Raw genomic sequence first — 14,071 nt, 5'->3', positions numbered from 1 at the left:
GTCTACAAACCGCAGGCACACAACCCTAAATAAGTCGAGTTGCAGGAAGGCGGCAAGTGAGAGAATCCCGAATGACTGACATAAATCAGTGAGTTGGGTGATTGAACCTAGCCAACACACATGCAGCTTGAAGTATAACGGCTACATTGAAGGAAAATTTGATGGAACTCACCACCCGCACTATCGCGGCACGCAAGCATATTGCGCTTGTTTCCCATGACCATTGCAAAAAATCACTGCTCGAATGGGTCATGGAAAACAGAGATCTTTTGTCACAGCATGAACTTTATGCAACAGGGACCACCGGGAACCTGGTACAGAAGGCAACAGGTATTGATGTCCGCTGTTTGCTTAGTGGCCCAATGGGGGGTGATCAGGAAGTGGGTGCGCTGATATCTGAGAAGAAAATTGATATTTTGATCTTCTTCTGGGATCCGCTCAATGCCGTCCCACATGACCCTGATGTCAAAGCTTTGCTCCGTTTGGCGACAGTGTGGAATATTCCCGTCGCGACAAACCGTTCTACCGCAGACTTCTTGATTGGTTCCACCTTATTTAGCAGTGAAGTCACCATCGCTATCCCGGATTATGATCGTTACTTGCAGCAGCGTCTGAAATAATCATTAAGCCCGGAGGAATAGCACCTCCGGGCTTAATTTTGAGAAAAAAACCCTTTGTTTTAATTAAGGTTTTCGCTGACTCGGAACGCCTAACTCGCTAAGTTGACTCACGAAAACAGACGGGTTAGCCGTGTCTTGCAGTAACCAGACTTGGTGTTTAGCCCGCGTCATTGCGACATACAGCAAGCGCCGCTCTTCTCCATCAGGGAAGTCTTCAGGTGCTGGCAGCAATACATCTTCCAGAATTGATTCTCGCGCCACAGCAGGAAAACCATCATTCCCTTCATGTAACCCGGCAATAATCACATAATCTGCCTGTTGACCTTTACTGGCATGAATCGTCATAAAATCAATGAGTAACCTTGGCCAGCGGGTGGCCGCTTTTTGCAAAATTTCTGGGCGTAAATGATGGTAACGGGCCAAAATAAGGATGCGCTCATCAGTCTTAACAAAACCACTTAACTTATCGAGCAGCGGTTCCAGTTGTTCATTTGGCAAAATAATGACTGACTTTTTGTTTCCTTTACTCAAGCTATTCAGTGGTTTTTTCAATTGGTATGGGTTCTGTTGAATAAACCGGTTTGCAACTTCACCAATCCTGTCATTAAAACGATAAGTGGTATCCAATGCGCATTCAGCGCCTTCACCAAAATTCTGGTTAAACGCAGTTGTGAGGGAAAGCTCAGCGCCACTGAAACGATAAATAGCCTGCCAGTCGTCCCCAACCGCAAACAGACAGGTTTGCTTATTTTGTTTACGCAGGGCCGTCAGCAACATAGCTCGCTGCGGTGAGATATCCTGAAACTCATCAACAAGAATATGCTTCCAGGGGCTGACAAACCGCCCTTTTTCCAGCAAGTTGACGGCCTGATGAATTAGCCCGGAGAAATCCACGGCCCCCTCTTCTTTCAGCGCCGTTTTCCATGCTTTCAATAAAGGAGTCATTAGCCGTATACGTTTTTGGAAAAGGTCGCGCACTTCGTCATCAGCCTGCTCAATCATTTCAGCCTGGCTACCGCCGTGCATACGCATCAACCCTAGCCAGCGCTCAAGCCGCCCAGCAAGGCGAGCCGCGAGGCGCTTATTCTGCCAAAACTCACCGTCCTCAACTTCCCATTCCAGCTCATCAGTTAACCATTCTCGCCACCCTTTGGCCTGTGCTTTTTTCTCACTGCACTGCTGTTGCCAATGCTTAATCAGCAGTGACCGCCTAGCCTGGCTGTCTGATTCGAGCTTACTGATCACGGGAGTTTTTCGGCTACCTTGCTGGATTATCTGCAATGCAAGCGCATGGAAAGTTTTGGCTTGAATATCATCGACACCGAGCCGTTGCTGGATGCGGCTATTCATTTCATCCGCGGCCTGCCGGCCAAAGGCGAGCAGTAATATTTGCTCTGGCAGTGCTTCATTACGGCGCAGTAGCCAGCCCGCACGAGCAACCAGTACAGAGGTTTTGCCACTGCCGGCACCGGCCAACACCAATACTGAATCTTCGCCATTAATGACTGCGCGACTTTGCGATTCATTGAGGGGAGAGGTTTCTACACTCTGGAAGAAATCTTGATACGCCTCCAGCATGCGGTTTGTCCATTGTTGATTACGATGGTCAACACTACGATTGCCATGCTGTAACCAGCGCAAACAAAGCTCATAATCTGCGCGGCAAGACTCAAATTCAGTTAACCGCTGAACTGGCATCGGCAGTGATGTGAAAGCCTCACGAATAGCGGCTTGCACCTGACTTAACTCACTGCGTTTAAACCATTTATCCTGTTGCTCAATTCTCTTAATTAATTCGACTTGTTTATGCAAGACCTCAACACAAACCAGGCTCATCTCTTCACTCCATTGTTGCCAGATGCCCAGTAAATGATGATAGAAACGCTGCGTTTCCTGCCATTCGGTGCCATGTAAACGCACAACTTGTTGATTTGGCAGTTCAAACTCCATCTCGCCCCAAACAATACCGCGTTTGCATTGGATGTTAACTAACTGATTAAAAGGAATCAGGTATTGATGTTTATCACCGCATACTTCGATGCCTGCATTCAGCAAGCGAACCCGGTTGTAAGGGTGCTGAGCCAAATGCTTGCCAAAAGATGTCGCTTTAAGTTCCATATTTGCGCACCATAACCCGTATTAAGTGAATTGAAATAACATAGGGAGTGTAAATAAAATAATTGAGTTTAAACAACAGGTATCCGATAGTTGATGAAGGAAACTAACCTGTGCTATCCGTATAGAATAGACAGCACCCGTTATCACTCATCCGCATTGCGGTTTTTTTATTCAGCTAGGCAGATTAATCACTATGCGTACTGTACTGAATATTCTTAATTTTGTTTTAGGTGGTTTTTTCACCACATTAGGCTGGCTATTGGCAACTGTGGTCAGCGTCATCCTCATTTTTACCTTACCATTAACCCGCTCTTGCTGGGAGATTACCAAGTTATCATTTCTCCCTTATGGCAATGAGGCGATCCATGTCAATGAATTATACCCAGAAAAAAGTAATCCTCTGCTCTCTGCTGGCGGATCTTTACTGAATATTGTTTGGTTTATTTTATTTGGTTGGTGGCTATGTTTATCCCATATTGCCACTGGCATTGTGCAATGTATCACCATAATTGGCATTCCAGTCGGGATCGCCAATTTTAAGATTGCTGCTATCGCTTTGTGGCCAGTGGGTCGCCGTGTCGTTTCTGTCGAAATGGCGCAGCAGGCAAGAATGGCTAATGCTCAACGCCAGTATCAGCAACGCTGAATTTTCAGTTTTTTAGAGGTTTTTTGTGCTCACTTACGTCACTGGTTTACGCCGTTATATCTACAATAGCAGCCTGCTTTATCATGTTCGTATATTTATTGCGTTGGTAGGTGTAACGGCAGTGCCATGGTGGATTGAACAGCCAAAACTGACAATCCCCTTAACACTGGGCGTCGTGGCTGCAGCACTCACTGATCTTGATGACCGCCTGGCTGGGCGGTTGCGTAACTTATTCATTACGCTGATTTGTTTCTTTATCGCATCAGCCTCTATTGAGCTGCTATTTCCTTATCCTTGGCTATTTGCCCTTGGCCTGACCTTTTCAACCTGCGGCTTTATTCTGCTGGGTGCTTTGGGCCAACGTTATGCCACCATCGCCTTTGGTGCATTACTAATTGCTATCTACACCATGTTAGGCACTTCGATGTACCATATTTGGTATCAGCAACCGCTGTTACTGATACTCGGTGCCGTTTGGTATAATATTTTGACTTTATGTGGGCACCTTATTTTCCCTGTTCGCCCCTTACAGGATAACCTGGCCCGCTGTTATCAACACCTGGCCCACTACTTAGAAGCAAAAGCCAATCTGTTTGATCCAGACATTGAATCTGATGTTAATCAACCTCTTATCGATGTCGCGATGGCGAATGGCACATTAGTCTCGACACTCAACCAAGCTAAAACCTCACTGGTGACACGGCTGAAGGGTGATCGCGGCCAGCGCGAAACAAGACGAACCCTCCATTATTATTTTGTCGCTCAAGATATTCACGAACGTGCCAGTTCATCACATGTTCAATATCAAGTACTGCGAGAAAAATTCCGCTACAGCGATGTATTGTTTCGTTTTCAGCGTTTATTGAGCATGCAAGCCAGAGCCTGCATACAACTTTCGCAATCTATTTTAATGAGACAGAAATACCAGCATGACCCGCGTTTTGAGCGCGCATTCACATTTTTGGATGCTGCACTAGCCCGGGAATTGGCGCAAAATGAGAATGTGTCGCAAGTTAAAGCACTTTCCCATTTACTCAAAAACTTGCGTGCTATTGATGCTCAATTGGCAGGGATTGAGTCAGAACAAGTCTTAGCTGAAGGCCCACAACCTGAAAGTCGCTTATCTGATGATCGCATCACGGGATGGAGCGATATTAAGTTACGCATCAGCCGCCATCTGACACCTCAATCCGCACTCTTCCGGCATGCTGTTCGCATGTCTGTTGTGCTCTGTGTCGGTTATGCATTTATTCAATTCACCGGCATGCGCCATGGTTATTGGATTTTGCTGACCAGCCTTTTTGTTTGCCAACCCAACTATAACGCGACAAGACGCCGCCTGGCACTACGCATCATTGGCACTTTGGCGGGTATCCTTATTGGGCTACCCATCCTTTATTTCGTGCCCTCCATTGAGGGGCAACTAATCCTGATTGTCATTACTGGCGTGCTATTTTTTGCTTTCCGTAATGTTCAGTATGCTCATGCAACAATGTTTATTACCTTGCTAGTTTTGTTATGTTTCAATTTACTTGGGGAAGGGTTTGAGGTTGCCGCACCGCGCGTATTTGACACATTGCTTGGCTGCGCAATTGCCTGGGTTGCGGTAAGTTTTATCTGGCCGGACTGGAAGTTCCGCCAACTTCCAGCAGTAGTTCGTAGAACACTTAATGCAAACTGCCGTTATCTCGATGCCATCTTAGTGCAATATTATCAAGGTAAAGATAATAGCCTGCCCTACCGCATAGCCCGCCGCGATGCTCATAATTGTGATGCCGAATTAGCGTCTGTCATTTCAAATATGTCGGCGGAGCCAAAAAATGATAAAGAAACTCAAGAAGCAGCATTTCGTTTACTCTGCCTGAATCACACCATGCTGAGTTATATCTCCGCTTTGGGGGCTCATCGTGAAAAACTGACCAATACCACCACGCTGAATTTACTGAATGATGCTATTTGTTATGTGGAAGGGACTCTTGAACAAGAACAACCCGACAATGCAAAAATGGCGCAAGTATTGGCGGGTTTATCAACCCGGCTACAGAGCTGTAATCCTGAGCCGGAGAGCAAAGATCAATTGGTTTTACAACAGATTGGCTTATTACTTGAATTATTACCTGAACTCAGTGAACTGAATAAACGTATTGGTCAGGCTGACTAATGGAACTCGGGCCAGTGTCTAAATAGCTTTTTTAAGCTGTTTCGTATTGTGCAATGCCGATATCGACCGCGCGAAAGTGCATTTCAAACCATTCCATAAGCTCACTGCGCATGACAAGGGGCAATACAGCATAGTGGTGACCACTGATGGCCCCTGCAAGGGCCAATAGGACATTGAGGCCAAGCGAACATCTCAAAGTCCGTAACTTCAGATAACAGCGCTTAGCCCCTTCAAGCCTCAATTCAGCCACACTCGTGATCCCGGCTTTCCATAATAAGCGCTCAAGGCTGGCACTGAGATTAGGTAAGTCTTTCAAACGAACTGGAGGGCAGTTTTTACTTAAAACCTCGGATTTAGCACCTTGATATGCCTGTTTTGCAAAGTGACGTAATACGAGGTCATCACCCCACAAAACCGAGTCGACACAGTAATATCGTAGTAATACCGGAAGCCCCCGTTTGGCATAAACAAGATTTGTCATCCCTCGAGCACGAAATAAATTTTCGACTAAATCGTTAGCGCGTAAATACACCTCCCCCTCCGAAACCACCGCAAACATAATGCCATTTGCTAACAGACCATAGCCGCCAAATTGTGAGCGAACTGTGATTTTGCCTAAAAAGTCAAAACGGCACTGTGCTTGTATTATCTTGTTCTCTGATGCATTTTTCATCACTACTCCTTTAGTAAAAATCCGAACCAACGTCCCTATTCAGTTGCAATAAGTGTAAGAGGAACAACTAATTAGAAAATACGCAATATGGATAACTGAGCCAAACATAAAATCGACTTTCACGTATTTACATCACAATAATGCGAAGCGTCTTGTAAAAATTTAGTTGATCTTCGAATAAATAGTAACTACTGTATATGCATACAGCACACTACAGGCGAGGTTCATAATGCGTACTCAATCACTAAAACCTTATAATGCTAATTATCATTCTCTTGTCACCCGTGATACACCGACAAGAGTTGATGCCCCTACAGATAGTGGCCTTATCAGTGAACTTGTGTACAGTGAAAACCAACCTGCGGTTGCCCAGTTATTGCTTCCTTTATTACAACAGCTTGCTAAACAATCCCGATGGCTGCTATGGCTAACAACAGAACAAAAATTAAGTCGTTTATGGCTACAGCAATCAGGTTTACCCATGACCAAAGTCGTTCAGGCGAGGCAGGTCAATCCATTATCAACTGTTGATGCAATGGAAAAAGCGTTATTGACGGGAAATTACAGTGTCGTTCTTGGTTGGCTACCGGAGTTATCGGAAAATGACCGTATCAGATTGCGTATGGCAGCACAGTTAGGAAATGCTTACGGGTTTGTTATGCGTCCTTTAGATGACACAAAACTCGACCAAGGACAGTGCGCAACGTTAAAAATTCATTCTTCTTTGTATCATTAAGTAAATTTAGGATTTATCCCATGAATTATTACAATATTTAGGGCTTACTCCTGCAAAAACGGCATAAAGCGAGTCAGAATGCGGCTTGCGGCCAAAAACAACGTCTAGGAAAAAGGCTTTTTTACGTCTAAATCGTTAAAGATTATGCACAATTTCGCTTTTTTTTCAGCCGGTTTATCACATCACACTTGTAACTTTCTCGCCACGTTGTAGACTTTACATCGCCAAGGTTGCTCTAAAACGCCAAATTATACTGGCAGCGTGATTAACGGGAGCGTTAAAACCTTGACGAAGAATTTTAACCAAGGGCTTAGCTTTTAAAGCTCATTGCCTATTTGGATGATAACGAGGCGTAAAATGAAAAAGACAGCTATCGCATTAGCAGTGGCACTGGCTGGTTTCGCTACAGTAGCGCAAGCCGCACCGAAAGATAATACCTGGTACACCGGTGGTAAACTGGGTTGGTCTCAGTATCAAGATACTGGCACTGGTGGCATCTATGGCAACCAAGGCAATGACGGTCCAACTCATAAAGACCAATTAGGTGCTGGTGCGTTCTTGGGTTACCAAGCAAACCAATACCTGGGCTTCGAACTGGGATACGACTGGCTTGGCCGTATGCCTTATAAAGGCGACGTTCGTAACGGCGACTTTAAAGCACAAGGCGTTCAGCTGGCTGCTAAACTGAGCTACCCAATTGCTCAGGACTTGGATCTGTACACCCGTCTGGGTGGTATGGTTTGGCGTGCAGACTCAAGCGCATTTGACGCAACTTCTGGCCAACGTTCCAACAACCATGACACCGGTGTTTCTCCATTGGTAGCTCTGGGTGCTGAATACGCATGGACCAAAAACTGGGCAACCCGTATGGAATACCAGTGGGTTAGCCAGATCGGTGATAAAGCTACCGTTGGTGCTCGTCCAGACAACGGCATGCTGAGCGTCGGTGTTTCTTACCGTTTCGGTCAAGATGATGCAGTAGCTCCAGTAGTTGCTCCAGCACCAGCTCCAGCTCCAGTTGTTGATACTAAGCGTTTCACGCTGAAATCTGACGTACTGTTTGCTTTCAACAAATCAACGCTGAAACCAGAAGGCCAGCAAGCTCTGGACCAACTGTATGCACAACTGAGCTCTATCGATCCTAAAGACGGTTCTGTAGTTGTTCTGGGCTTCGCTGACCGTATCGGTCAACCAGCTCCTAACTTAGCTCTGTCTCAGCGTCGTGCTGACAGCGTGCGTGATTACCTGGTTTCTAAAGGTATCCCTGCTGACAAAATCACCGCTCGCGGTGAAGGCCAAGCAAACCCAGTTACAGGCAACACCTGTGACAACGTGAAACCACGTGCTGCTCTGATTGAGTGCCTGGCACCAGATCGTCGCGTAGAGATCGAAGTTAAAGGCTACAAAGAAGTTGTAACTCAGCCACAGGCTTAAGTTTACTGCTTTAGTAAAAAACCCCGCATTGCGGGGTTTTTTTTTGTTATGCCATTAAGAAAACTCGAGTCATACTCTATTTTCTTAATAGCAATATTTCAGCAGCGTTAATATTGATTCATAACCACGCAGATCACATGTCCTTGCCAAGAATATCTTGCAAGTCCTGTTTCAAAGACGACATCTGGCTCTTATATTTCTCTTTACGTTCAGCATCTTCAATTAACTGAACAACTGTCTCTGACAGCGTATTGCCTCGACGCCGTGCAAGTGCAGCCAAACGTTGCCACACCAGAAACTCCAGATCGATTGATTTCTTGCGAGTATGCTGATGCTCTGCATTGAAATGTCGCTTACGCCTGGCACGGATAGTCTGCTTCATCCGGTTAGCCAGTTGCAGATTCATGTGTGCATCAATCCACTCCAACACCTTCACTGGTTCACTTTCCAGCTTCATCAGTTGCTCTACAGCATCCTGAGCCGCACTGTTTTCTATATGGCGGGTAATGGCTTCACCTTCGCGGTGCTTTTTAACCAAGTAGGCCCATTTCCAACCGCTTTCCAGATTTTCCAGTTGCTGATATTTCATCGTGAGCTCTGCAGTGACCGTGTAACTTAACTCAAGCATAACAGTTTTATGTAGAATTTCACCCTACTAAAAGCGCATGATCAGTTTGTTTTTTGTACGAAATACTACTGATATCTTACTCCTTGCCACCAACTGCTACTCTACGTATATGAAGTCTGCTTTATTCTTGTATAATCGCCCTTTCCCTTTTTGACGATTGCATCTATCACTTTGACCAATAACAGACTTGAATGGCAGTCACTGCTGCCGAACACAACGCCATATGATGCGTTATTTGCTACTGCCTCCCAGTTGGAGCCTGTTTCTTTCGCGGCGATTCAACCCCGGCTTGAAAATGGAATGACATTATTTTGTCATCCACAATCACACCCGCGTTTTATGTTGATCAAAGCACAAGAAAGTACTGAGTATCTGGCATTGATCGCTCAAGCTGTTAAAGAGCTGCAACCTGAGGCCTCTGCCCTGTTTGGCGGAGACTACCTCGTGCATGGTCACCAGGTAAGCTGGCAGCCAGCTCAACGCGGTGATGAGCCGTTTGCGGCGATTTCGCGCTGCCTTTATCAGGAATGGGTTGAACCAGAACAACTGTTTGGTTGTGTCAGATGGCATAAAGATCAAATAAGTCTGCAACCCGGCTTAGTTCATCAGGCGAATGGCGGTGTATTGATCTTATCGGTACGGACATTACAGGCTCAACCATTGATGTGGCTGCGCCTGAAGCAGATGATTGTTCAGCAGCGCTTTGACTGGCTGTCTCCTGATGAAACCCGCCCATTACCGGTGCATATCCCCTCAATGCCACTCGATCTGCGCTTGATTCTTGTCGGCGATCGCCTGGGTCTGGGTGATTTCCATGATATGGAACCTGAACTGGGCGAATTGGCTATTTACGGTGAGTTCGAAGTCGAACTACCGCTAGTCGATATCGATGGCATGACTTTATGGTGCGGTTATATCAATACGCTTTTGCAGCAGAAACAGTTGCCTTCCTTATCTGCTGATGCCTGGCCAGTGCTGTTCCGCCAAGCTGTGCGCCACAGTGGCGACCAAGGAAGTCTGCCATTATGCCCGCAATGGCTTACCCGCCAGTTGGCAGAAGCCGCTTTATATGCTGAAGAAGATACGATTACAGCCAATGCATTGGAAGTTGCGCTAAATGCTCGTGATTGGCGTAATAGTTACCTTGCCGAGCGGATGCAAGACGAAATCGAGCTCGGACAAATTCTGGTTGAAACCGAAGGCCAAGTGGTCGGCCAGATTAATGGTTTGTCAGTATTGGAATATCCTGGCCATCCTTACGCCTTTGGTGAACCGGCGCGTATCAGTTGTGTTGTCCACTTAGGTGATGGTGAATTTGTTGATGTGGAACGTAAAGCCGAATTAGGCGGTAATATTCATGCTAAAGGCATGATGATTATGCAGGCTTTTTTGATTTCAGAACTGGAACTCGATCAGCCGCTGCCTTTCTCCGCCTCCATTGTTTTTGAGCAATCTTATGGTGAGGTTGATGGTGATAGTGCATCGCTGGCAGAACTTTGCGCGCTGGTCAGTGCCCTGTCACAACAGCCCATCAATCAGCAAATTGCCGTGACAGGTTCTGTCGACCAATTTGGTAATGTGCAGCCTATTGGCGGTGTGAATGAAAAAATTGAAGGCTTCTTCGAAGCTTGTCAACGCCGCGGGCTAACAGGCAATCAGGGGGTTATTTTACCTACCACCAATGTTCGCCATTTATGCTTGAATCAAGCGGTGATTGATGCAGTACAGCAAGGACAGTTCCATTTGTGGGCTGTAGATACCGCCGCTGAAGCATTACCATTATTAACAGGTGTGGTTTATGCTGATGAGCAGCACCCCAGCTTGTTAGGTATAATTCAAGAACGCATCTCGCAAGTAAATCCGCATGACAGACACCGTTGGCCATGGCCATTACGCTGGTTGAACTGGTTTAACCACGGCTGATCGGACTTGCTCAGCGTACAGCTGTACGCTATTCTGCGGACTTCATTAAAATAAGGCTTACTGAGAACATGGTAGATAAACGCGAATCCTATACAAAAGAAGACCTTGAAGCATCAGGCCGTGGCGAACTGTTTGGCGCAGGTGGGCCACCATTGCCAGCAGGTAATATGTTAATGATGGACCGTGTCGTCAAAATGACCGAAGACGGCGGTACCTATGGCAAAGGTTATGTGGAAGCGGAACTGGATATCAATCCGGATCTATGGTTCTTCGGTTGCCACTTTATCGGTGATCCTGTCATGCCTGGCTGCCTGGGACTTGATGCCATGTGGCAACTGGTCGGCTTCTATCTTGGTTGGTTGGGTGGCGAAGGCAAAGGCCGCGCACTCGGTGTTGGTGAAGTGAAATTCACCGGCCAAGTACTGCCAGATGCCAAGAAAGTGACATACCGTATTAATTTCAAACGCATTATTATGCGTAAACTGATTATGGGTGTGGCTGATGGCGAAGTGTTAGTGGATGGCAAAGTAATTTATACCGCCACTGACTTGAAAGTCGGCCTGTTTAAAGACACCAACGCTTTCTAATATTTCGACCCGTTATCCCGGTACAGGGGCAGGTAACTCCCCTGTACTATTATTAAGATGCCAATGGCTTTTTTTTTATCACCAGTGGCTACAATAAATGTAGTCACTGGCTGATTTTCAGCTTTTGGTTATAGTTGCCATGCCCACACAACTGGCCGAGGAATGGTATGCAAAGAACGAGCTTTCAAGATATGCCCTGCCCGGTTGCTCGTTCTCTTGAACGGGTTGGAGAATGGTGGAGCATGCTAATCATCCGTGATGCCTTTCAGGGATTAACACGATTTGATGAATTTCAGCAAAGTTTGCAACTTTCACCGACTATCCTCACCCGCCGCCTCAAGTACTTGGTGGAAAACGGTATCTTGGAGAAACGGCTTTATCACTCTCGCCCGGCTCGTTATGAATACTTATTAACTGAACGTGGTAATGATTTTTTCCCAGTGATAGCCGCCTTGTTTCACTGGGGTAATCAACATTTTGCGCCCGACGGCCCCGCAGTGATACTGGCGGATCGCCGTACCGGTGCGCCTATCGAACCAATCCTGCTGAACAATGCCACTCAGCAACCTATCCGCGCAGAAGATGTTACCCTCGCGGCAGGTTCAGTCAGGAGCGATATAATTAATAAACGGTTGGCATTGATGCAGATGAAAGATTCAGCAAATGCTAGGTATTCCCCCCATTCAATTCAGTCTCCAAAGGAAAAATAATGAATAAGCGCCGTGTAGTAATTACAGGAATGGGTGTGGTTTCCCCATTAGGCTGTGGTATTGACGTCGTATGGCAACGCCTATTAGCAGGGCAATCGGGTATCCGTGTTTTGCCAGAGGAGATTGTCAGTGATTTATCGGCAAAGATTGGTGGACAAGTTCCAACTATTGCAGCAGATCCCGAGGGCGGTTTTGATCCCGATAAAGCTGTTGCGCCGAAAGATCAAAAGAAAATGGATCGTTTTATTGAATTTGCAATGGCCGCAGCAGATGAAGCCATTATCCATGCTAACTGGCAAGCTGATAATGCTGAGAAGCAAGAGCGCACTGCAACCATTATTGGCTCAGGTATTGGTGGTTTCCCGTCTATTGCAAATGCGGTGCGCACCACCGACAGTCGTGGCCCCAAACGCCTCTCACCTTTCACTGTGCCTTCATTTTTGGTGAATCTGGCCGCAGGCCATGTTTCTATCAAACATCATTTCAAAGGGCCGATTGGCGCGCCTGTTACCGCTTGCGCCGCGGGTGTTCAAGCCATAGGCGATGCGGTACGCCTCATCCGCAATGATGAAGCGGATATTGCACTTTGCGGCGGTGCCGAAGCTGCAATAGATAAAGTTAGCCTGGCGGGCTTTGCTGCGGCACGCGCATTATCAACCGGTTCTAATGATGCTCCAGAAAAAGCCTCTCGCCCATTCGACAGTGCCCGTGATGGTTTTGTCATGGGTGAAGGCGCTGGCTTATTGGTTATCGAGGAGTTAGAGCATGCTTTGGCGCGTGGAGCACAGCCATTAGCTGAGATTGTCGGCTACGGTACCAGCGCCGATGCCTACCATATGACTTCTGGTGCTGAAGACGGTGACGGCGCATATCGTGCAATGAAAATTGCGCTCCGTCAGGCTGGAATAACCCCCGCGCAGGTTCAGCATTTAAATGCTCATGCAACCTCAACTCCGGTGGGTGATTTGGGTGAAATCAATGCCATTAAGCATCTGTTTGGCGAGAGTGACAGGTTAGCGGTGACGTCAACTAAGTCAGCCACGGGTCACTTGCTGGGTGCCGCTGGCGGGTTAGAAACTATCTTTACCGTGCTGGCATTACGAGATCAAATCGTCCCTGCGACATTGAATCTGGATAATCTGGATCCCGCCGCCAAGGGGCTTAATGTCATTGCGGGTAAAGCACAACCTCACGAAATCACCTATGCGCTTTCGAATGGTTTTGGTTTTGGCGGTGTGAATGCAAGTATCTTGCTCAAGCGCTGGGCTGAATAATCCAATTCATAAATACTGCCAATAGCACTGTGGTATTAAGTGATGAAGAGTATTTTAATCAAAGTCAGCTGTGTAACAGCGCCATGAAAGATGTGTAGAAACAACAACCTCCGCGATATGCGCATAAAGCGGAGGTTATCCCTTAGTCTGACAGAGAGCCGCTTAAGCGGTCACAGCCCTGTCCTCCATGGCTTGTCGCCAACCTCCTAACCAATGCGATCTGGCGTCTAAAGCTTGATAGGGGCAAATTTCCCTTGAACGCCCTGAAATACCGGCCTGATACCCACGTGACAACGCTCTTTCCAAGCGATCTCTTTTCTGTCTCTTCATGCCTCGTTTCCCTCATCTTTCTGTCTGGTGGAAATAAAACAGTGACTACTTTATGTTCAGTCACAGTTAAGTGATAGACCTTAGGAAACAGAAAAGCAATGCGCAAAATTCACGCCAATGTCACATTTGTGAGCTATGCACGCTGAATTTGCTAAGTGATTGATTTGGGGTGGGAGACGTTAACTAATTGATATTTATTAATAATCCTCTTTCACGATAAGTTTTTTATTA

Annotated in this window: 13 protein-coding genes; 9 read left to right on the top strand and 4 right to left on the bottom strand. The window is 46.6% G+C overall.

Going from position 1 to position 14,071, the window contains the following annotated elements; translation table 11 throughout:
* Positions 1-161 precede the first annotated feature (161 nt).
* Positions 162-620: a methylglyoxal synthase gene (locus F0T03_RS08635; RefSeq protein WP_145555117.1), complete on the top strand. Its 459-nt coding sequence runs from the start codon at positions 162-164 to the stop codon at positions 618-620.
* Between the two features lie 63 nt (positions 621-683).
* Here F0T03_RS08635 and helD read toward each other — a convergent pair whose 3' ends face one another.
* Complete coding sequence (helD, locus tag F0T03_RS08630; protein WP_159677858.1) at positions 684-2,738, bottom strand: DNA helicase IV; 2,055 nt, start codon at positions 2,736-2,738, stop codon at positions 684-686.
* A gap of 193 nt (positions 2,739-2,931) precedes the next feature.
* Between helD and F0T03_RS08625 the strand changes: the two genes are divergently transcribed.
* Positions 2,932-3,384: a YccF domain-containing protein gene (locus F0T03_RS08625; RefSeq protein WP_129195906.1), complete on the top strand. Its 453-nt coding sequence runs from the start codon at positions 2,932-2,934 to the stop codon at positions 3,382-3,384.
* A 25-nt stretch (positions 3,385-3,409) separates the two neighbouring features.
* Positions 3,410-5,545 carry a YccS family putative transporter gene (yccS, locus tag F0T03_RS08620; RefSeq protein ID WP_145555115.1) on the top strand — a complete coding sequence of 712 codons (2,136 nt, stop codon included), beginning with the start codon at positions 3,410-3,412 and terminating at the stop codon, positions 5,543-5,545.
* A gap of 31 nt (positions 5,546-5,576) precedes the next feature.
* Here yccS and F0T03_RS08615 read toward each other — a convergent pair whose 3' ends face one another.
* On the bottom strand, positions 5,577-6,218 hold the full coding sequence (locus F0T03_RS08615; protein WP_145555114.1) for a TfoX/Sxy family DNA transformation protein: 642 nt from the start codon (positions 6,216-6,218) through the stop codon (positions 5,577-5,579).
* Positions 6,219-6,447: 229 nt separating this feature from the next.
* Here F0T03_RS08615 and sulA point away from each other — a divergent pair, with 229 nt between their 5' ends.
* Both sulA and ompA read left to right on the top strand, forming a co-directional pair.
* Positions 6,448-6,954, top strand: a complete 507-nt coding sequence (gene sulA / locus F0T03_RS08610; RefSeq protein WP_145555113.1) for an SOS-induced cell division inhibitor SulA — start codon at positions 6,448-6,450, stop codon at positions 6,952-6,954.
* Between the two features lie 357 nt (positions 6,955-7,311).
* Entirely contained in the window at positions 7,312-8,388 is a 1,077-nt protein-coding gene (gene ompA, locus F0T03_RS08605; RefSeq protein ID WP_145555112.1) for a porin OmpA, read from the top strand.
* Between the two features lie 133 nt (positions 8,389-8,521).
* On the opposite strand, the gene matP is transcribed toward ompA, so the two are convergent.
* Positions 8,522-8,977 (bottom strand): macrodomain Ter protein MatP, encoded by a 456-nt coding sequence (matP, locus tag F0T03_RS08600; RefSeq protein WP_145555111.1) that lies wholly within the window; start codon positions 8,975-8,977, stop codon positions 8,522-8,524.
* A gap of 210 nt (positions 8,978-9,187) precedes the next feature.
* Here matP and F0T03_RS08595 point away from each other — a divergent pair, with 210 nt between their 5' ends.
* The 4 genes from F0T03_RS08595 (at position 9,188) to fabF (ending at position 13,510) form a co-directional block, all read left to right on the top strand.
* Positions 9,188-10,939 (top strand): AAA family ATPase, encoded by a 1,752-nt coding sequence (locus F0T03_RS08595; protein ID WP_162526917.1) that lies wholly within the window; start codon positions 9,188-9,190, stop codon positions 10,937-10,939.
* Between the two features lie 68 nt (positions 10,940-11,007).
* A complete protein-coding gene (fabA, locus tag F0T03_RS08590) occupies positions 11,008-11,526 on the top strand; it encodes a bifunctional 3-hydroxydecanoyl-ACP dehydratase/trans-2-decenoyl-ACP isomerase (protein WP_005160035.1) in 519 nt (172 codons plus the stop codon).
* Between the two features lie 167 nt (positions 11,527-11,693).
* Entirely contained in the window at positions 11,694-12,236 is a 543-nt protein-coding gene (locus tag F0T03_RS08585; RefSeq protein ID WP_145555109.1) for a winged helix-turn-helix transcriptional regulator, read from the top strand.
* The gene (fabF, locus tag F0T03_RS08580; RefSeq protein WP_145555108.1) at positions 12,236-13,510 is read left to right on the top strand and encodes a beta-ketoacyl-ACP synthase II; all 1,275 of its coding nucleotides are present in this window, start codon (positions 12,236-12,238) and stop codon (positions 13,508-13,510) included. Before F0T03_RS08585 ends, fabF begins: the two co-directional genes overlap by 1 nt.
* A gap of 162 nt (positions 13,511-13,672) precedes the next feature.
* Here fabF and rmf read toward each other — a convergent pair whose 3' ends face one another.
* Positions 13,673-13,840, bottom strand: a complete 168-nt coding sequence (gene rmf, locus F0T03_RS08575) for a ribosome modulation factor (RefSeq protein WP_005170911.1) — start codon at positions 13,838-13,840, stop codon at positions 13,673-13,675.
* Positions 13,841-14,071: the final 231 nt, after the last annotated feature.

This window comes from Yersinia canariae (assembly GCF_009831415.1).
In the GTDB taxonomy this organism is placed as follows: Bacteria; Pseudomonadota; Gammaproteobacteria; order Enterobacterales; family Enterobacteriaceae; genus Yersinia; species Yersinia canariae.
This window is presented reverse-complemented; position numbering and strand designations above follow the sequence as displayed.